This is a genomic window from Citrobacter sp. GW821-FHT07H02 (assembly GCF_059418505.1).
Map to the genome: position 1 here is coordinate 37,455 of NZ_JBWKPZ010000019.1, position 18,842 is coordinate 56,296.

At 53.2% G+C, this 18,842-nt stretch carries 16 protein-coding genes; 5 read left to right on the forward strand and 11 right to left on the reverse strand.

The features are described from left to right. Positions 1–801 precede the first annotated feature (801 nt). Together nrdD and nrdG are read left to right on the forward strand one after the other, a co-directional pair. The gene (gene nrdD / locus AC07NP_RS17385; RefSeq protein ID WP_203359137.1) at positions 802–2,940 is read left to right on the forward strand and encodes an anaerobic ribonucleoside-triphosphate reductase; all 2,139 of its coding nucleotides are present in this window, start codon (positions 802–804) and stop codon (positions 2,938–2,940) included. A 221-nt stretch (positions 2,941–3,161) separates the two neighbouring features. Next, the gene (nrdG, locus tag AC07NP_RS17390; protein ID WP_494661213.1) at positions 3,162–3,626 is read left to right on the forward strand and encodes an anaerobic ribonucleoside-triphosphate reductase-activating protein; all 465 of its coding nucleotides are present in this window, start codon (positions 3,162–3,164) and stop codon (positions 3,624–3,626) included. Positions 3,627–3,771: 145 nt separating this feature from the next. On the opposite strand, the gene cybC is transcribed toward nrdG, so the two are convergent. Together cybC and pmbA are read right to left on the reverse strand one after the other, a co-directional pair. Next, positions 3,772–4,161, reverse strand: coding sequence for a cytochrome b562 (gene cybC / locus AC07NP_RS17395; protein WP_203359139.1), 390 nt, complete (start codon positions 4,159–4,161; stop codon positions 3,772–3,774). A gap of 57 nt (positions 4,162–4,218) precedes the next feature. Next, entirely contained in the window at positions 4,219–5,571 is a 1,353-nt protein-coding gene (gene pmbA, locus AC07NP_RS17400; RefSeq protein WP_203359140.1) for a metalloprotease PmbA, read from the reverse strand. 96 nt (positions 5,572–5,667) lie between these two features. On the opposite strand from pmbA, the gene yjgA reads away from it, so the two are divergent. Continuing rightward, a complete protein-coding gene (gene yjgA, locus AC07NP_RS17405) occupies positions 5,668–6,219 on the forward strand; it encodes a ribosome biogenesis factor YjgA (protein ID WP_203359141.1) in 552 nt (183 codons plus the stop codon). 40 nt (positions 6,220–6,259) lie between these two features. Here the strand turns inward: yjgA and AC07NP_RS17410 are convergent, their stop codons facing one another. From AC07NP_RS17410 to mpl, 4 genes are all read right to left on the reverse strand, one after another. Continuing rightward, positions 6,260–6,784 carry a GNAT family N-acetyltransferase gene (locus tag AC07NP_RS17410; protein WP_494661247.1) on the reverse strand — a complete coding sequence of 175 codons (525 nt, stop codon included), beginning with the start codon at positions 6,782–6,784 and terminating at the stop codon, positions 6,260–6,262. A gap of 57 nt (positions 6,785–6,841) precedes the next feature. Continuing rightward, complete coding sequence (locus tag AC07NP_RS17415) at positions 6,842–8,185, reverse strand: APC family permease (RefSeq protein ID WP_203359142.1); 1,344 nt, start codon at positions 8,183–8,185, stop codon at positions 6,842–6,844. A gap of 282 nt (positions 8,186–8,467) precedes the next feature. Beyond that, the gene (locus tag AC07NP_RS17420; RefSeq protein ID WP_494661214.1) at positions 8,468–10,198 is read right to left on the reverse strand and encodes an amidohydrolase; all 1,731 of its coding nucleotides are present in this window, start codon (positions 10,196–10,198) and stop codon (positions 8,468–8,470) included. A 123-nt stretch (positions 10,199–10,321) separates the two neighbouring features. Continuing rightward, positions 10,322–11,689 carry a UDP-N-acetylmuramate:L-alanyl-gamma-D-glutamyl-meso-diaminopimelate ligase gene (gene mpl / locus AC07NP_RS17425; RefSeq protein WP_494661215.1) on the reverse strand — a complete coding sequence of 456 codons (1,368 nt, stop codon included), beginning with the start codon at positions 11,687–11,689 and terminating at the stop codon, positions 10,322–10,324. Positions 11,690–11,864: 175 nt separating this feature from the next. Between mpl and fbp the strand changes: the two genes are divergently transcribed. Continuing rightward, positions 11,865–12,863 (forward strand): class 1 fructose-bisphosphatase, encoded by a 999-nt coding sequence (fbp, locus tag AC07NP_RS17430; RefSeq protein ID WP_192610863.1) that lies wholly within the window; start codon positions 11,865–11,867, stop codon positions 12,861–12,863. Between the two features lie 96 nt (positions 12,864–12,959). Here the strand turns inward: fbp and yjfF are convergent, their stop codons facing one another. The 4 genes from yjfF to ytfQ form a co-directional block, all read right to left on the reverse strand. After that, positions 12,960–13,952 carry a galactofuranose ABC transporter, permease protein YjfF gene (gene yjfF / locus AC07NP_RS17435; protein WP_494661216.1) on the reverse strand — a complete coding sequence of 331 codons (993 nt, stop codon included), beginning with the start codon at positions 13,950–13,952 and terminating at the stop codon, positions 12,960–12,962. Beyond that, the gene (ytfT, locus tag AC07NP_RS17440) at positions 13,939–14,961 is read right to left on the reverse strand and encodes a galactofuranose ABC transporter, ATP-binding protein YtfT (RefSeq protein WP_301702021.1); all 1,023 of its coding nucleotides are present in this window, start codon (positions 14,959–14,961) and stop codon (positions 13,939–13,941) included. The genes yjfF and ytfT overlap by 14 nt, the downstream gene beginning before the upstream one ends. Positions 14,962–14,974: 13 nt before the next feature. Next, positions 14,975–16,477 carry a galactofuranose ABC transporter, ATP-binding protein YtfR gene (ytfR, locus tag AC07NP_RS17445; protein WP_494661217.1) on the reverse strand — a complete coding sequence of 501 codons (1,503 nt, stop codon included), beginning with the start codon at positions 16,475–16,477 and terminating at the stop codon, positions 14,975–14,977. A 120-nt stretch (positions 16,478–16,597) separates the two neighbouring features. Continuing rightward, positions 16,598–17,554 carry a galactofuranose ABC transporter substrate-binding protein YtfQ gene (gene ytfQ / locus AC07NP_RS17450; RefSeq protein WP_276293022.1) on the reverse strand — a complete coding sequence of 319 codons (957 nt, stop codon included), beginning with the start codon at positions 17,552–17,554 and terminating at the stop codon, positions 16,598–16,600. A 308-nt stretch (positions 17,555–17,862) separates the two neighbouring features. Between ytfQ and ppa the strand changes: the two genes are divergently transcribed. Then, positions 17,863–18,393 (forward strand): inorganic diphosphatase, encoded by a 531-nt coding sequence (gene ppa / locus AC07NP_RS17455; RefSeq protein ID WP_203359148.1) that lies wholly within the window; start codon positions 17,863–17,865, stop codon positions 18,391–18,393. Positions 18,394–18,495: 102 nt separating this feature from the next. On the opposite strand, the gene AC07NP_RS17460 is transcribed toward ppa, so the two are convergent. Continuing rightward, positions 18,496–18,840 carry a gamma-glutamylcyclotransferase family protein gene (locus tag AC07NP_RS17460; protein WP_203359149.1) on the reverse strand — a complete coding sequence of 115 codons (345 nt, stop codon included), beginning with the start codon at positions 18,838–18,840 and terminating at the stop codon, positions 18,496–18,498. Positions 18,841–18,842: the final 2 nt, after the last annotated feature.

The following is an 18,842-nucleotide window of genomic DNA, read 5'->3' on the forward strand; positions in this document are numbered from 1 at the left end:
TTGTTTTTTCAATAGAATATTAATCAAGTCAGACACTAAAACTTAGAATTAAATTCTGCAACTACCCATTTTGTTTTTAGTCGGTATTATGTAAGCAGTTGTAATGTTTTAAACCCACTTAAAATATCGCGCAGCGTTATCGAAATGGCACTGACTGCCTGACAATCAACAATGTCATCTGCCACACATAACTTAATTACTTTGGGTTATGCCCCTGAGTGCCAGGACCATTTTCCCCCTCTCTGAAAATGAATCTGCGAGCGATGGAGTGACAGATGAAACGTAATTTCACTGGAACGTAAAACCGCCACACTGACAAAATCACGGTCTCCTTACAACATGGCTGTAGCGGCAGTGGCAAGAGGGAAGGAATATCCGACACTCCCTCTGTAACGGGAATAATCCGGCTAACGCTGTGGGGGAGCCTTTCCGGGCAGCGCTGCGTTTGCCTGGATTTACCCTACTGTTTTTGTTGAATAATTAATCAGAATTTTCTGGAAATAATTTACAAAGGCTGTAGTGCCCGTCATCTGTACGCTCTGATTTTTACTTTGTCCTACGTCAATAAAACCGTAAACATCCTTGATGCAAATCACTACATATAGAACTTAAAATGCACGCTGACCCAATATGTTGTATTTATCGTCTACAATTGCATCAACCACAACTGACCGTATAGCGCAGCTGTTGTGGATAAAATGGGTCAGGATTGCGGGAAGTCTTTGGATAGAGAGATGAATAAACCAAGGAATGCTTCCCCAGCCTCTGTGGATAACCTGTTCTTATAAATATGGAGTGATCATGACACCGCATGTGATGAAACGTGATGGCTGTAAAGTGCCGTTTAAATCAGAGCGCATCAAAGAAGCCATTCTGCGTGCAGCTAAAGCAGCGGGAGTCGATGACGCAGATTACTGCGCCACCGTCGCAGAAGTCGTTAGCAACCAAATGAATGAGCGCAGTCAGGTCGATATCAACGACATCCAGACCGCAGTTGAAAACCAACTGATGTCGGGTCCGTACAAACAACTCGCCCGCGCCTATATCGAGTATCGCCACGATCGCGATATTCAGCGCGAGAAGCGTGGTCGTCTGAACCAGGAAATCCGCGGTCTGGTCGAGCAAACCAACTCCGCACTGCTCAACGAAAACGCCAACAAAGACAGTAAAGTGATCCCGACCCAGCGCGATCTGCTGGCCGGTATCGTGGCTAAACACTATGCGCGTCAGCATCTGCTGCCACGTGATGTGGTGCAGGCGCATGAGCGTGGTGATATTCACTATCACGATCTCGACTACTCCCCGTTCTTCCCGATGTTCAACTGTATGCTGATCGATCTGAAAGGCATGCTGACACAGGGCTTTAAGATGGGTAACGCGGAGATCGAACCGCCAAAATCCATCTCCACCGCCACAGCGGTCACCGCGCAGATCATCGCCCAGGTTGCCAGCCATATTTACGGTGGCACCACTATTAACCGTATTGATGAAGTGCTGGCCCCGTTTGTTACCGCCAGCTTCAATAAGCACCGTAAAACCGCTGAAGAATGGCAAATCCCGGATGCTGACGGCTATGCGCATTCCCGTACCGAGAAAGAGTGCTATGACGCATTCCAGTCCCTGGAATACGAGGTGAACACGCTGCACACCGCCAATGGACAGACGCCGTTCGTGACCTTTGGTTTTGGCCTTGGCACCAGCTGGGAATCTCGTCTGATTCAGCAGTCTATTCTGCGTAATCGTATCGCGGGTCTGGGTAAAAACCGTAAAACCGCCGTATTCCCGAAACTGGTGTTCGCGATTCGCGATGGCCTGAACCACAAATTTGGCGATCCTAACTACGACATCAAACAGCTGGCGCTGGAGTGCGCAAGCAAGCGCATGTATCCGGACATCCTGAACTACGATCAGGTGGTGAAGGTCACTGGCTCGTTCAAAACTCCGATGGGTTGCCGCAGTTTCCTCGGCGTCTGGGAAAACGAGAACGGCGAGCAGATCCACGATGGTCGTAACAATCTGGGCGTCATTAGCCTGAACCTGCCGCGCATCGCGCTGGAAGCCCACGGTGATGAAGCGACCTTCTGGAAACTGCTGGAGAGCCGTCTGGCGCTGGCGCGCAAAGCGCTGATGACCCGCATCGCCCGTCTTGAAGGGGTTAAAGCACGTGTTGCGCCAATCCTCTATATGGAAGGTGCCTGCGGTGTGCGCCTGAAAGCGGACGATGACGTTTCTGAAATCTTTAAAAATGGCCGGGCGTCCATCTCACTGGGCTATATCGGTATCCATGAAACCATCAATGCCCTGTTTGGCAACGAGCATCTGTACGACAGCGAAGCACTGCGTGCCAAAGGTATCGCCATTGTGGAACGCCTGCGTCAGGCTGTCGATCAGTGGAAAGAAGAAACAGGTTACGGCTTCAGTCTGTACAGCACACCGAGTGAAAACCTGTGTGACCGCTTCTGCCGTCTGGATACCGCCGAGTTTGGCGTGATTGCTGGCGTGACGGACAAAGGCTACTACACCAACAGTTTCCACCTCGACGTCGAGAAAAAGGTCAACCCGTACGACAAGATCGATTTTGAAGCGCCGTACCCGCCGCTGGCGAACGGTGGTTTCATTTGCTATGGCGAATACCCGAACATTCAGCACAACCTGAAAGCGCTGGAAGACGTCTGGGATTACAGCTATCAGCACGTGCCGTATTACGGAACCAACACGCCAATCGACGAATGCTACGAGTGCGGCTTTACCGGTGAGTTTGAGTGCACCAGCAAAGGTTTTACCTGCCCGAAATGCGGCAACCACGATGCCGCCCGCGTCTCGGTTACCCGTCGCGTATGCGGATATTTAGGTAGCCCGGATGCACGTCCGTTTAACGCCGGTAAGCAGGAAGAAGTGAAGCGCCGCATTAAACATTTGGGTAACGGGCAGATCGGTTAATCCTCCGTTTGCAATACGTAGATGCCGGATGGCGGTGCAAGCACCTTATCCGGCCTACAACGACCCGGCTTAACGCTTTCACATATTAATACGTTTTTCGCAAAGCAATTGGCGCCAGGACAAGGCGGCAAACGAATGAATCCCGGGGAGCTTACATTAAGTAAGTGACCCGGGTGAGTGAGAGCAGCCACCGCAGTAATGGCGTCAATTGAGAAGCGAAAATGCATTATCATCAATATTATCCTGTAGATATCGTCAACGGCCCTGGAACCCGCTGCACCCTGTTTGTTTCAGGCTGCGTCCATGAATGCCCCGGTTGCTACAACAAAAGCACCTGGCGCGTGAACTCAGGGATGCCGTTCACCGCAGAAATGGCCGACCGGATTATCGCCGACCTTAATGACACGCGCGTCAAACGCCAGGGCATTTCGCTCTCCGGCGGTGACCCGTTGCATCCACAAAACGTACCGGAAATTCTCAAGCTGGTGAAACGTATCCACGCGGAGTGCCCGGGCAAAGATATCTGGGTGTGGACCGGCTATAAGCTCAATGAACTCGACGCCGCACAAAGGGAGGTTGTAGACCTTATCAACGTGTTGGTCGACGGTAAGTTTGTGCAGGATTTAAAAGACCCGGCGCTGATCTGGCGCGGTAGCAGTAATCAGGTTGTGCATCACCTGCGTTAATCCTGAAAGCCGTTTATCCACATCGTGGTAAACGGCGGTTTTTTCTCTTACCCATCGCGACTATCCGTACCGTTATTTTGAGAAAAAAGGTAACGGAATAATCGTTCAGCGGGAGAACAGATTTCCCCCGCCCGAGATAAAGCGATTAACGAAACTTCTTATGGTTCTCGTTGCGCGTGGTTTTCAACGCTTCTGCCGCCGCTTTCGCCTCTGTAACTTTGCCTTCATTCGCCAGCTTAAGCGCACCGTCGATCTGACCGACCAGCGTCTCTAAGCCTTGACGGAAATCTTTCATTTCCGGGCTGTCAGGGGATTTGTTTTCCAGTTTCGGTGGTGTGGCCTTTTGGGCGTCCACTGCGGCGGCACGCATTTTAGTTAACGCATCTTTCAATTCCGTTGCGTTATCCGTTTTCTCGACCACTTTCAAATTATCGTTGAGGATCCCCATGTCATCTTCAAGATCGGCCGCAAACACATTGGCCGAGCTCAGCACGAGAGATGACACAGCCAGCATCGCTAACAGGTTTTTACGCATTGCTCACTTCCTTTTTATTATTGAAGTTTATGGCGCGGCAGGTCGCGCCATTTGAGACTACTGCCCGGCGATTTTCATCTCCGGTAACAGCACTGAACCACACTGTATATTGCTACGCATTTCAATATCATCACCGACGGTCACAATATTGCGCCACATCTCTTTTAAGTTACCGGCAATGGTTATCTCGCTCACCGGGTACTGGATTTCACCGTTTTCGACCCAGAAGCCCGCCGCACCGCGGGAATAGTCGCCGGTAATGCCGCTCACGCCTTGCCCCATCAGCTCAGTAACCACCAGACCCGTACCCATCTGTTTAAGCATCTGCTCAAAACTCAGGCCCTGTCCGGCAATACGCCAGTTGTGAATGCCGCCCGCATGCCCGGTGCTTTTCAGCCCTAATTTACGCGCAGAATAGTTGGTCAGCAGCCACTGGGTCAGTACGCCATCTTTAACGATATCGCGACGCTCCGTACGCACGCCTTCACCGTCGAACGGTGAAGAGGCCAGCCCTTTCAGCAGATGCGGATGCTCTTCGATGGTCAACCACTCTGGCAGGATCTGTTTGCCCAGCGAGTCGAGCAGGAAAGTGGACTTGCGATACACCGAGCCACCCGCAATGGCGCCAACCAGATGGCCAAACAGCCCGGTCGCCACTTCATTGGCAAAAATCACTGGCGCTTTCATGGTGGACAGTTTGCGCGGCGACAGGCGAGACAGGGTGCGGCGAGCACAGTCTGCACCGACCCATTCCGGCGTTTGCAGATCGCTCATCGCGCGGCCAATGGTGTAGGCATAATCGCGCTCCATTTCGCCATTCTCTTCCGCGATAACACAGCTTGAAAGCGAATGACGGGTGGAGCAATAGCCCTGCAACATACCGTGGCTGTTGCCGAACACTTTAATGCCGTAGTGGCTGTTAAAGCTGCCGCCTTCGGTATTGGTGATGCGTTTATCCGCCTGCAGGGAAGCCTGTTCGGCGCGCGCCGCCAGCTCAATGGCTTCATCCGGGGAGACGTCAGCGGGATGGAACAGATCGAGGTCCGGCGCGTCAAAGGCCAGCAGTTCTTTGTCTGCCACGCCTGCACACGGATCCGGCGACGTATAGCGGGCAATATCCAGCGCCGCCTGAACGGTACGCGCAATTGCCTGCGGGCTTAAATCGGTGGATGACGCGCTGCCTTTACGGTTCTGGTGATACACGGTGATGCCCAGAGCGCCATCACTATTGAATTCTACGTTCTCCACTTCACCATAACGGGTGCTCACGCTGATACCGGTAGTCTTACTGACGGCGACTTCCGCACCATCCGATTTGCCTGACGCTAACTCCAGCGCTGTCGATACCGCTTCTTCCAGAATCTTACGCTGCGCTTCAACTTGAGAGATTACTTTCATCGCAAATGCCATAATGTAGAGAGAGTTTCTCTGAAGTCTAACAGAGAACCGTTTTTCAGTGCGCATCTTAACTGGTAACATTAGCCTCTTTTTTTAAAGGAGCCTGACATGACTAAGCAGCCCGAAGACTGGCTCGACGACGTTCCCGGTGATGACATCGAAGACGAAGACGATGAAATTATCTGGGTCAGTAAAAGTGAAATTAAACGTGACGCCGAGGAGTTAAAACGCCTGGGTGTGGAACTGGTGGAATTAGGGAAAAACGCGCTGGATAAAATCCCGCTCGATGCGGACCTGCGTGCAGCCATTGAACTGGCCCAGCGTATTAAAATGGAAGGCCGCCGCCGTCAGTTGCAGTTGATTGGTAAAATGTTGCGTCAGCGCGATGTAGATCCGATCCGCCAGGCACTGGATAAGCTGAAGAATCGCCACAACCAACAGGTCGTGCTGTTTCACAAGCTTGAGCAACTGCGCGATCGTCTGATCGTTGAAGGGGATGAGGCAGTAGCGGAAGTGCTGAACCTGTGGCCAAACGCCGACCGTCAGCAACTTCGCTCTCTGGTTCGCAATGCCCAAAAAGAGAAAGAAGGCAACAAGCCGCCGAAGTCGGCCCGTTTGATCTTCCAGTATCTGCGTGAACTGGCGGAAAACGAAGCGTAATTCCGTCCTGGATGCCTCAGCAACGCTGGGGCATTATTACTTATGGTGCCATGACGCGGTGACATAAATCCGCATTGAAGCGTTCATAGTGCACTGCATCTATCGGCTTCGGATAACTCAGCACAATTAACGCATGTCCGGCCACGCCTGGATGATACGCCGGATGCGTGTGCGGCCATGGATTCGCAAAAAATCCCATCGATTCGTAAAACCGCAGCCGTTTTTCGGCGATGTCCGTCGTCAGGGGATCAATCTCCAGAATCGTCATTGGCGAGCGCGCAAGAATGTGCCCGAGTATGACTTTGCCATACCCCTGCGAGCGCAATGTTCCGTCAATCGCCAGATGTTCAACGTAAACGTAGTCGTCAAAGGTCCAGCATCCGCTCAGACCAACAAACAACTCTTCTTCAAACCACCCTTCCAGGGCGTAATGCGGGCTGGCAATCGCCTGTTGTTTGGCGTGCATCTCCCGCTGTTCGTGCCAGGGGAAAGCCGTAGAGTACAGCGCGTCCAGACGCTGAAAGAGCGTCGATTCTGTTGATGTTACTTTTTTACAGGTCAGCATATCAGGTGATAAAAAAGTGAATGACAACCCGCGCACCGGCGTGCGCGGGAGAGAGAATTACTCAATCAGGTGAGCGATTTCATCATAATCGACTGACGGCGGCGACTGGCGCAAACCACGCGTCATGTACAGCAGCCAGGCAAACCCAACCGCCAGCCACACAAGGCCCACTTTTAACGCATCCGGCGCCAGGTTCGTCCACAGCCACACAGACATCCCTACGCCCAGTAACGGCAACAGACCATAGTGAAACAGCGCGGCGACGCCACGGCGTTGTTCATTGATCAGGAAGTGCTTGATGACGCTGAGATTCACAAATGTAAACGCGACGAGCGCCCCGAAACTGATCATCGAGACGACAAGATCCAGGCTCAACTCCAGCGCCGTCAGGGATACCAGCGCCACAAAAATAATCGCCCGATACGGCGTATGGAAACGCTTATGCAGATGGAAAAAGATTTTTCTCGGCAAAACGCCTTCACGTCCCATGGCATAGAAGATACGCGATACGCCGGTCTGCGCCGTCATGGCAGAGGCATAAACGCCGGTCAGGTAGGCCGCCATAAAGAAGTTGTACATCCATTTGCCACCCACTTTTTCCGACACCACCAGGCTTGCGGTATCCTGAACCGGGATCAGCGATTGCCAGTCCGGGTAGATCAAATGCGCGGCATACGACACGGCAATAAAGATGACGCCCGCCAGGAGGACGGTAATGATAATGGCGCGAGGTAACGTCCGTTTCGCATCATCGGCCTCTTCCGCCATTGTTGCGATAGCGTCAAACCCCAAAAATGCCAGGCAAAGCACCGCCGCACCGGCCAGTAATCCGCCCAGATGCCCGCTGTCGACTAACAGAGGACGCAACAGCGCATCCGGACTCAAATCAGCCTGGCTAAAAGAAAGCGCGATAAACAGTACGATAAAAATTAACTGTGCCGCGATTAATGTGAAATTAACGGATGTCATCAGTCGTACGCCAAGAATATTCAGCAGACTGACCGATATAATAGATGCCAGAACAAAGACAGGAGCCGGGATCGCCGGGAATGCTTCGTGCAGGAAGATGCCTAAAACAAGATAATTCAGAATTGGCAGGAATAAATAATCCAGAATCTGCGCCCATCCCACTAAGAATCCCATTCTGCCGCCAAAACTGCGCTGAACATAGGAATAAGCAGAACCTGCCAGCGGCAGCGCGCTGGTCATACGACAGTAACTCAACGCAGTAAACAGAATCGTCGCAATGGTCACGAGATAGGCGACGGGCAAATGCCCTTCACTGAGGACAGTCACCTGCCCGTAGGTGGTAAATACTCCCAGCGGAACCATATACGCCAGACCAAATGCGACCAGGGCCGGTGTTTTAAGCACTCTTCGTAGCTGATGTTTTTGTGGCATTCCCGTATCATCTCCTGGCGCTGTTAAAAGGCACCGTTGAAAGGTTTATTTATAATAAAAAAAAGACCGCGAATTTTTACATATGGGTAGGATTTTGAAAAGCATAATAAGCGTTCTATTCATATAAAATTATTTACATTAATTTTATTAATTTATTTCATATGTAAAGCTGTAGAACGCCGAAAACAAAATGGATTCGACGGTATTTATTCTGTTTAAATACAATTCTATAAATAGATAAGCCTGTTTCCGTAACAGAAACAGGCTGTTTATTTCACACTATCAGGCGTCCTGCCAAACCACTTTGCCACCGACAACCGTACGCAGTACGCGCGTTTTAAATAAGGTTTCGGGAGGATTGCTGAAGATATCGTCTTTCAGGACGATCAGATCGGCCAGCTTGCCCGGTTCGAGAGAGCCGACCTCACCGTCACGGGCAATCATGTAGGCCGCATCGATCGTGGCGGAGCGCAACACTTCGGTCAGTGTTAAATTGCGGTCATTATCAAGACGTGGCCCCGCAGGGTTACCTTCGGCATCCCACGCCCGGCGCGTCATGGCAATTTGCAGGTTATACCACTCATCAAGGCGGTCGATTGGCCAGTCACTGCCATACGCCAGACGCGCACCAGCATCAAGGAATCGCCCTTGCGGTTCAAGATGCGGGAATCGCTCTTCACCCAGCATGGCGCGCTCTTCATCAATCAACACCGCCGGTAATCCCGCCCACTGATAAGAGAGTACCGCCGTGACATCCAGTTCAGCAAAACGGGCATACTGATGCGCCGCCGCAAGTTCATTGTGCGCAAGACCCGGACGGACGTCTTTTTGCGGCCAGGCCTGACGCATCTCCTGCAACGCATCAAGCGCCATCTCTATCGCCCCTTCCGCCACCGTATGCATATGCGGGTGAACGCCGGTACGTCCGCACTCTTTAACCAGCGCATTAAATACCTCGGGGGTGAAGTAGAGATCGCCATAGTCTTCTGTCGGCTGCCAGTCAGGGTGTGCGTGCGTCCCTCTGTTTTTACGGTAGGGCTGAAGCAGCGATGCGGTCATGGTCGGGGGCTGGAGCACACCATCAACAAAGAACTTCACATGGCTGACGCCAAAGCCAGGCGCAGGCTGCCACACCGGATCATTCCAGCGTTGATTAAAGTCGACCAGTTCATCCAGCGCGCGGGCGGCATCCTGCGGACCGGCAACGCTGTCCGGCGTAATTTCACGCGCACCGCACATACGAAGGGTTAACTCGCCGCTATCACGCAGCACGGCGAACGCCTTCAGTTGCTCTTCGTAGACCCGGGTATCCATGACCGTGGTCACGCCCTGCTGATTCAGTACCCGTTGAACGTGACGGGCAATCAGAACGCACTGTTCCGGCGTACCGGTTGGAATGCTGTCGAAAGCGCGCATGGCTGGCGCGTCTTCCAGAATACCGTTTAAACGCCCCTCTTCATCCCGACCGATTTTGCCATCTGCCGGAACCGGGGTCTCTTCGGTGATGCCCAGCATCTCCAGCGCACGACTGTTGGCTGCCAGCGTATGGCAGTCATTGGAAAATAGCACCACCGGGCGGCGCGTGTTCAGCGTATCCAGCGATTGACGACACATGTCGGCACCCGCCGGGATCATCGCCTGACGCTGCCACGCACGCACAGATAGCCAGTCGTCCTCTTCCTTCAGCGGATCCTCATCAAGGTGCTGCTGGAGAAGCGCCAGCGTCTCTTCTACAGTCAACGCCGCATAATTCAGGTTACAGCCGCGAAGCTGCTTACCCCCCCAGAATGGATGCATATGACTATCGATAAGTCCTGGCAGCACGACCCTTTTTTCAAGGTCGATCACTTCCGTTTGTGCCCCCGCCAGCGCCAGCAGTTCATGACTGCTGCCGACAGCGGTGATATAGCCTTGTTTGATGGCGATAGCTTCACAAAATTGATCGGACTTATCTGCCGTATAAATTTTACCGTTATGGTAAATCACATCGGGATTCAGGGAGTCAGGCATCATGAAGAGTGTTCCGGGATCCGTTATTCATCGTAAAACGAGTAAAAAAAGCCTTCGCAGCCAGGGCGAAGGAATAAAAAAGGCCAGCAGGGTTACGCTGGCCATCATGGCATTACATTCGGTCGATCACTGCTGCGCTTTCGCCGCGAGTTTGTCTAACAGTTTTTGATGGATCCCACCGAATCCACCGTTGCTCATCACCAGAATATGGTCGCCTGGCTGGGCGGTTTTCACCACCATATCCGCTAATGTCTCCACATCGGCATGCCAGTGCGCAGGCTGTACACACGCTTCTGCGACTTCCGCGACCTGCCACGGAATATGTTGCGGTTGCAGCAAGAACACTTCATCCGCACGTCCTAACGCCGGTGCCAGATCGTCTTTGCAGACCCCCATCTTCATGGTGTTCGAGCGAGGTTCCAGTACGGCGATGATCCGCGCAGTGCCGCCCACTTTACCGCGCAGAGCAGCAAGAGTCGCGAGAATGGCCGTTGGATGATGCGCAAAATCATCATATACCGTCACGCCATTGGCCTGTCCGCGCAGTTCCAGACGGCGGCGCGCATTCACAAACGATCCCAGCGCGTTAGCCGCGTCAGCCGGCAGCACACCCACGTGACGTGCGGCGGCAATCGCCATCAGCCCGTTATGCATGTTGTGTTCGCCAACCAGCGCCCACTTCACTTCACCCACTTTCTCACCGTCTAGCCATACTTCCCACTCAGAGGCTTCGGTGTTCAGTTTTTTCGCCTGCCAGTGGCCCTGCTCGCCGACCAGTTCCTGTTCACTCCAGCATCCCATCGCCATCGTCTGCTTCAGGTTGATGTCGTTTTCAGGCCAGATGATCTTCCCTTGTCCCGGGACGATACGGACCAGATGGTGAAACTGTTTCTGGATCGCTTTCAGGTCGTCAAAGATATCCGCGTGATCAAACTCAAGGTTATTAAGGATCAGCGTACGCGGGCAGTAGTGAACGAACTTGGAGCGCTTGTCGAAGAACGCGCAGTCGTACTCGTCAGCCTCGATGACGAAGAATTCGCTCTCGCCGAGGCGAGCGGAGACGTCAAAGTTGCCCGGCACACCGCCAATCACAAACCCCGGTTTGTAACCGCAGACTTCCAGAATCCAGGTCGCCATCCCCGCCGTGGTGGTTTTGCCGTGCGTCCCCGCAACTGCCAGCACCCAGCGATCGCGCAGAACAAAGTCATGCAGCCACTGTGGGCCAGACATGAAGGGAATGTTTTTTTCCAGCACCGCCTCAACGCATGGATTACCACGGGTCATCGCATTGCCGATAATGACCAGATCCGGCTGTGGGTCGAGCTGGCTGGCATCATATCCCTGAATCAGAGAGATGCCCTGATTCTCAAGTAAAGTGCTCATCGGCGGATACACATTGGCGTCCGAACCCGTTACTTCATGACCGAGCGAGCGCGCCAGCATCGCCAGACCGCCCATGAAAGTGCCACAAATTCCCAAAATATGAATGCGCATACGTCACTGTCCTTTTTTAATCTGGGGGCCATTTTACGCACATGTTATGCGACTGAGAAATGTATTTCAGGCGATTCCGTAGTTTGCTGGCGCGATTCACCTGAGCGCAGCACCGCGAATATTTGTTAAGATTGCCTCGGTCGCTTTACTCCACATTGATTGCAGGGAAAGTGTTATGAAAACGTTAGGTGAATTTATTGTCGAAAAGCAGCACGAGTTTTCTCATGCTACGGGTGAACTCACTGCTTTGCTGTCGGCGATAAAACTGGGCGCCAAGATCATCCACCGCGATATCAACAAGGCCGGACTGGTCGATATCCTGGGTGCCAGCGGTGCTGAGAACGTACAGGGCGAAGTTCAACAAAAACTCGACCTGTTTGCGAACGAAAAACTGAAAGCTGCACTGAAGGCGCGTGATATTGTTGCCGGTATCGCCTCTGAAGAAGAAGATGAGATTGTCGTCTTTGAAGGGTGTGAACACGCGAAGTATGTTGTCCTGATGGATCCCCTGGATGGCTCTTCCAACATCGATGTGAACGTCTCTGTCGGCACAATTTTCTCCATTTACCGCCGTGTTACGCCTGTTGGCACACCGGTGACCGAAGAAGATTTCCTGCAACCCGGCAACAAGCAGGTGGCTGCGGGTTACGTCGTTTACGGTTCCTCAACCATGCTGGTCTATACCACCGGTTGCGGCGTACATGCCTTTACCTACGATCCCTCTCTCGGCGTTTTCTGCCTCAGCCAGGAGCGTATGCGTTTTCCGGCAAAAGGAAGCACCTATTCCATTAACGAAGGCAACTACATTCGTTTCCCGATGGGCGTGAAGAAATACATCAAGTTCTGCCAGGAAGAAGACAAGCCAACACAGCGCCCGTACACCTCGCGCTACATTGGTTCTCTGGTGGCGGATTTCCATCGTAACCTGCTCAAAGGCGGGATCTACCTCTACCCAAGCACCGCTAGCCACCCGGACGGGAAACTGCGCCTGCTGTACGAATGCAACCCGATGGCGTTCCTGGCTGAACAAGCCGGCGGCAAAGCCAGTGACGGCAAAGAGCGCATTCTGGATATCACCCCGGAAAGCCTGCACCAGCGTCGTTCGTTCTTCGTGGGTAACAACCATATGGTGGAAGACGTCGAACGCTTTATCCGTGAGTACCCGGACGCGTAATCCCTGTCGTTGAAAAGGCCCGATGGCGCTTCGCTTATCGGGCCTGTCTCTGATGTCGAACGGTAGGTCGGTTAAGCGTTAGCGCCGCCCGACACGTTATGGTTTTGTCGCCACACGCGTCACCACCGCATTCTGCCTATTCTCCCACAACACCGTCAGCGCTCGTTGTAACGCAATAAAGATAAACAACAAAATGCCGATGGCGATTTTCGTCCACCAGGAACTGAGCGTCCCGTCAAAGTTAATGTAGGTCTGAATCAGCCCCTGGATTGCCACACCAAAGAGTGTGCCTAACACCGTACCCACTCCGCCACTCAACAGCGTGCCGCCTATCACCACCGAAGCGATGGCATCCAGCTCGACGCCAACACCCGCCAGCGCGTAACCGGCCTGGGTATAGAGAGAGAACACAATACCGGCGAGCGTCGCCAGCCCGGTCGAGAGCATATAGATGCGAATGGTCGTGCTGCGCGTTGAAATGCCCATCAGGTTCGCCGAAATCGCACTCCCGCCAATGGCGTAAACCTGATTACCAAACCGCGTACGATGAGCCAGAAAGATCCCTACCACCACCACCGCCAGCATCAGCAGCCCCATCGCGCTCAGACGACCGCCGCCGGGGATTTTCCACGCCAGACTCGAGAGCGTGTCATACACGGGATGGTTGATCGGAATCGACTCTTCGGAAACCAGATAGCTGACGCCGCGCAGGAAGAACATCCCCGCGAGGGTAATGATAAACGCCGGGATCTTCAGCGCATCAATCAGCAGTCCCATGAATGCCCCAAACCCACAGCCCATCGTCAGCACCAGCGGAAACGCCAACAGCGGCGAAATTCCCCAGTCACCGATGGCTTTCGCCAGAAACACACCGGTGAAGGCGATCACCGACCCGACGGAGAGATCGATCCCGCCGGAGAGGATCACAAAGGTCATCCCAACGGCGATAATCCCTAAGAACGCGTTATCGGTCAGGATGTTGCAGATAACTCGCGTGGAGGCGAAACCGGGAAACTGCGTCAGGCACCAGAGATAACCCAGCACAAAGACCCCGAGGGTGATCATTAACGGCAAATTACGTTTTATCATGACCACGCACTCCTTTTATCACGCTGATAAAGCGCTGAGACTGCACAATCAGCACACACAGTACGACGACGGCTTTAACGACCTGATTCATCTCCGGCGGAAAGCCAGACAGTAAAATCCCGGTATTCATCCCCTGGATAATCAACGCGCCTATTACCGAAAGCAGCAGATTAAACCGCCCTCCCATCAGCGACCCGCCGCCAATCACCACCGCCAGAATGGCGTCCAGCTCCAGCCATAATCCGGCGTTATTGGCGTCTGCTCCGCGAATGTCTGCGGTGACAATGATCCCGGCGATGGCGGCGCACACGCCGCTCAGAACATAGGTGAGCATGACGATAATTCGCGTGTTTACCCCGGCATTTTTGGCTGCCCGGATGTTGATCCCTACGGCTTCAATAAACATCCCCAGCGCCGTTTTGCGGGTCAACAGCCAGAACAACACCAGCGTACACACGGCGATAATAACCGGCGTCGGCAACAGCAACAGCGAGCCGCTGCCAAACCACGAGAGATTCGGCGCGTTGAAGGTCACGATCTGTCCGGAGGTAATCAATTGCGCGACCCCGCGCCCGGCGACCATCAGGATTAGCGTCGCGACAAACGGCTGGATTTTAAGGATCGCCACCAGAATGCCGTTCCACAACCCTGCGAGAACCCCCGTTCCCAGCGCGGCAAGCAGAACGACGGGTAAACTGTGCCCGGCGACCGTCATGGCGGCAGTGGTCGCCCCAGCTATCGCCATCACTGCCCCGACAGAAAGATCGATCCCCCCGGTGGCAATCACCAGCGTCATACCGATCGCCAACAGCGCCACAGGCGCGGCGCGGTTGAGAATATCAATCGGGCTACCGAAGAGCCGACCATCCTGCAATATCACCTGCCAGAAGTGCGGTGCCACAACGCTATCCACCAGCAGCACCAACGCTAACGCCACCAGTTGCGGCATCCCCGTCGACCAGCGAAAGCGCTTTTTCGGCGGGGTAGACTGAGGGAGAGATTGAGGCATCACGATTACCTCCTTAGGCCGCAATGGCGTTCATGATCGCCGGTACGGACAGTTCTGCCAGCGGGATCTCCGCCACGTGTTTGCGATCGCGCATGATAATCACGCGATCCGCATACCCCACCAGCTCTTCCAGTTCGGACGAAATCACCAACAACGCCAGACCGTCTGCGCACAGCGTTTCGATCAGGCGGATGATCTCCGCATGGGCGCCAACGTCAATACCGCGCGTGGGTTCATCGAGGATCAGGAACTGCGGTTTGGTCAGTAGCCAGCGTGACAACAGCACTTTTTGCTGATTGCCGCCGGAAAGAAATTCAATCGGTTGATCGGCACTCGGGGTGCGAATACCCAACTGGCGAATAAAGCGTTCGGCAATGTCATTTTGCTCTTTGCGGGGAATCGGTCGTAACCAGCCACGCTGCGCCTGTAACGCCAGAATAATATTTTCCCGTACGCTGGCGGCGGCAATAATGCCATCCGTTTTTCTGTCTTCCGGGCAGAAGCCGATCCCCAGACACGATGCCTGGTGCGGGGAGCGTAGCGTTTGTTGTTTACCTTTAAACATCGCGCTGCCGCTGTCTGCGGGTTTGATCCCGAAGATCACTTCTGCGGTTTCCGTACGCCCTGAGCCTAAAAGCCCCGCCAGTCCGACGATCTCTCCCGGGCGAACTTCCAGATCAAAGGGTGAGATGGTCCCTTTTTTGCCATAGTTTTTGAATGCCGCCACCGGTTTGTCACTCAACAGGGTTCTTCCTGCACGCTGCAAGGCATGGGTATCTAACTCACGCCCCAGCATCATTTTCACCAGTTCGATCTGCGGGAGTTCGCGCGTTTCACGGCAGCCGACAAAGCTGCCATTGCGCAGTACGGTGATCCGATCGCTGACCTGATACACCTGATCGAGAAAATGCGTCACAAAAATCAGGCTGACGCCGCGATCGCGCAGATGGCGCATCAGCCCAAACAACATGTCGACTTCCTGGGTATCCAGACTGGCTGTCGGTTCGTCGAGGATCAGCACCTTCGCGGAAAGATCGATGGCCCGACAAATCGCCACGATTTGCTGCATCGCCACTGAAAAGCGGTTGAGCGGCTCGCGAACATCGAGAGAAAATCCGTAAGAAGCCATCAGCTCGGTGGCGCGCCTTTCCATCTCTTTGCGCCGCAACAGGCCAAAACGGCGAGGCTCACGTCCGATAAACAGATTGTCCGCCACCGACATGTTCGGCAACAGATTCACTTCCTGATAGACCGTACCAATCCCGAGCTGTTGGGCATGGGCCGTATTTTTAGGCGAGATAGTCTGACCTTCCAGCCAGATAGTGCCGCGTTCTGCATGGTACACACCGGTCAACGCCTTGATCAGCGTCGATTTCCCCGCGCCGTTTTCACCCAAAAGCGCCATAATTTCGCCGCGACGCAGACTAAAATCGACATTATCCAGCGCTTTGACGCCGGGAAAAAATTTGCTTAATCCCTCTGTACGGAGGATTTCCTGATGTTGTTCGATAGTCATGGTTCCTCCGGTACAACGTGTGGCGCCCCGTAGGCCTGATAAGCGAAGCGCCATCAGGCAATGTTATGCCGGATGGCGGTGTAAACACCTTATCCGGCCTACGGGCGACCTGGGGCTAAATCAGTAACCCATCTTTTTCTTCTTCTCTAACTCTTCTTTGGCGGTATCCGGCAGGTAGAGTACCGATTTGGTCAGGGTCAGCTTCTCAGGCATGGTGCCGTCTTTCTTATATTTCTCCAGCGCGTCAAAAGCGGGCCCCGCCATGTTCGGCGTCAGCTCCACGCTGGCGTTCGCTTCTCCGTCCATCATCGCTTTAAAGATATCCGGAACCCCGTCGATTGAGCCAGTAAGGATATCTTTGCCTGGCTTCAGACCGGCTTCTTTAATCGCCTGAATCGCGCCAATCACCATGTCATCGTTATGGGCGTAGACCATGCAGATGTTCTTGCCGTTGTTTTCCGCCTTGATAAAGCTTTCCATCACCTCTTTACCTTTACTGCGGGTAAAGTCGCCAGACTGCGAGCGAATGATTTTGATGTTTGGCGCTTTGGCGATGGCTTCCGCAAACCCTTTCTTACGATCTATCGCCACGCTGGCACCGACCGTCCCCTGCAGCTCCACCACGTTACATGGCTTACCATTCACCTCTTTAATCAGCCAGTCGCCAATCAGTTGCCCTTCCAGCACGTTGTTGGCGGTCACGGTGGTCATATAGAGAGATTTGTCTTTGACATCAATGGAACGATCGAGCAAGAACACGGGGATCCCGGCATCTTTGACTTCTTTCAACACCGGTTCCCAACCCGTTGCCACCACCGGCGCGATGAAAATAGCATCCACGCCCTGGGCCACAAATGAGCGCACCGCTTTAATTTGGTTTTCCTGTTTTTGCTGACCGTCGGCGATTTTTAACGTAACGCCGCGTTTCTGAGCTTCACTTTTCGCCACGTTTGTTTCAGCGGCGCGCCAGCCAGACTCTGAGCCGACCTGCGAAAATCCTACGGTTAAAGGGGCTGCCATCGCCATAGACGACATAGCTGCCGAAACTGCTGTGACTAAAAGTAAGCGCTTCCACATAAGTGCGTCCTCGTCGGGTGAGTTATCGTTGATTAACAAACAGTCGCGGAAAAACTATAGACAATGGAACATGTAACGAATTGCGTTACATCACACTTCAAAAAAGTAAATAAAACGTTAATCACAAGTTTGTAATCGCTTCCATTTGCTTATGAAAAATGCAGCTGTTGTTATGGATTTTTCTGTCATGCGAACGTGCTAAAAACAGCGGGGGATCATGGATGGATACGAAAACAAGCGAAGACTTTCGCCACGAGTTGGCTATAATACTTGCCACTTGTTTGCCATACATTTTAAAGGAAACAGACATGAGCTTACTCAACGTCCCAGCGGGTAAAGACCTGCCTGAAGATATCTACGTTGTTATCGAGATCCCGGCAAATGCCGATCCGATCAAATACGAAATTGACAAAGAGAGCGGCGCACTGTTCGTTGACCGTTTCATGTCTACCGCGATGTTCTATCCGTGCAACTACGGCTACATCAACCACACCCTGTCCCTGGACGGTGATCCGGTAGACGTTCTGGTCCCGACGCCGTACCCGCTGCAGCCGGGTTCTGTCATTCGTTGCCGTCCAGTTGGCGTTCTGAAAATGACCGACGAAGCCGGTGAAGATGCGAAACTGGTTGCGGTACCGCACACCAAGCTGAGCAAAGAATACGATCACATCAAAGATGTGAACGATCTGCCGGAACTGCTGAAAGCCCAAATCACTCACTTCTTCGAGCACTACAAAGACCTCGAAAAAGGCAAGTGGGTTAAAGTTGACGGTTGGGACAACGCAGAAGCAGCGAAAGCTGAAATCGTGGCCTCCTTCGAGCGCGCTGCGAAGAAGTAATTCTTACCGCGAATTAAAAAACACTGCTTCGGCGGTGTTTTTTTATGCTTGCAGAAGCAGTACGCGAAAAAAACAACGCCACCCGAAGGTGGCGTGTTCATCTTAGTACTGGTCTTTATCTAACCAGTTGCCGCTTTCAATCAACGTTAAACCGTCAACCGAACGTTGGTACACATACATCCATGCACTCCCGTACGGCGTCTGGATCAACTGGCGTGCGTATTCACCGCCCCTGGTGCGCAAGGCATCAAGCTCGGCCAGCGTAGCATTATCAATACGATAAACTTCACCGTGTACCGTCCCGTTTCCCGGAACTGCGCCTGGATAGTGGCCCAGACTGTACAACTGGTAGTTATCGATACTGTAGTTGCCCAGCAACTGGGCGTTGGTCATCCAGTGGCTGTTGCCCTGTTTGCGTCGTAAACTGCCGTAGACAAATATTCGCATTG

Bases quoted from the DNA above. Each gene is read 5' to 3' on its own strand.
- nrdD (WP_203359137.1), top strand. From the start codon at position 802: ATGACACCGCATGTGATGAAACGTGATGGCTGTAAAGTGCCGTTTAAA.
- nrdG (WP_494661213.1), top strand. From the start codon at position 3,162: ATGCATTATCATCAATATTATCCTGTAGATATCGTCAACGGCCCTGGA.
- cybC (WP_203359139.1), bottom strand. From the start codon at position 4,161: ATGCGTAAAAACCTGTTAGCGATGCTGGCTGTGTCATCTCTCGTGCTG.
- pmbA (WP_203359140.1), bottom strand. From the start codon at position 5,571: ATGGCATTTGCGATGAAAGTAATCTCTCAAGTTGAAGCGCAGCGTAAG.
- yjgA (WP_203359141.1), top strand. From the start codon at position 5,668: ATGACTAAGCAGCCCGAAGACTGGCTCGACGACGTTCCCGGTGATGAC.
- AC07NP_RS17410 (WP_494661247.1), bottom strand. From the start codon at position 6,784: ATGCTGACCTGTAAAAAAGTAACATCAACAGAATCGACGCTCTTTCAG.
- AC07NP_RS17415 (WP_203359142.1), bottom strand. From the start codon at position 8,185: ATGCCACAAAAACATCAGCTACGAAGAGTGCTTAAAACACCGGCCCTG.
- AC07NP_RS17420 (WP_494661214.1), bottom strand. From the start codon at position 10,198: ATGATGCCTGACTCCCTGAATCCCGATGTGATTTACCATAACGGTAAA.
- mpl (WP_494661215.1), bottom strand. From the start codon at position 11,689: ATGCGCATTCATATTTTGGGAATTTGTGGCACTTTCATGGGCGGTCTG.
- fbp (WP_192610863.1), top strand. From the start codon at position 11,865: ATGAAAACGTTAGGTGAATTTATTGTCGAAAAGCAGCACGAGTTTTCT.
- yjfF (WP_494661216.1), bottom strand. From the start codon at position 13,952: ATGATAAAACGTAATTTGCCGTTAATGATCACCCTCGGGGTCTTTGTG.
- ytfT (WP_301702021.1), bottom strand. From the start codon at position 14,961: ATGCCTCAATCTCTCCCTCAGTCTACCCCGCCGAAAAAGCGCTTTCGC.
- ytfR (WP_494661217.1), bottom strand. From the start codon at position 16,477: ATGACTATCGAACAACATCAGGAAATCCTCCGTACAGAGGGATTAAGC.
- ytfQ (WP_276293022.1), bottom strand. From the start codon at position 17,554: ATGTGGAAGCGCTTACTTTTAGTCACAGCAGTTTCGGCAGCTATGTCG.
- ppa (WP_203359148.1), top strand. From the start codon at position 17,863: ATGAGCTTACTCAACGTCCCAGCGGGTAAAGACCTGCCTGAAGATATC.
- AC07NP_RS17460 (WP_203359149.1), bottom strand. From the start codon at position 18,840: ATGCGAATATTTGTCTACGGCAGTTTACGACGCAAACAGGGCAACAGC.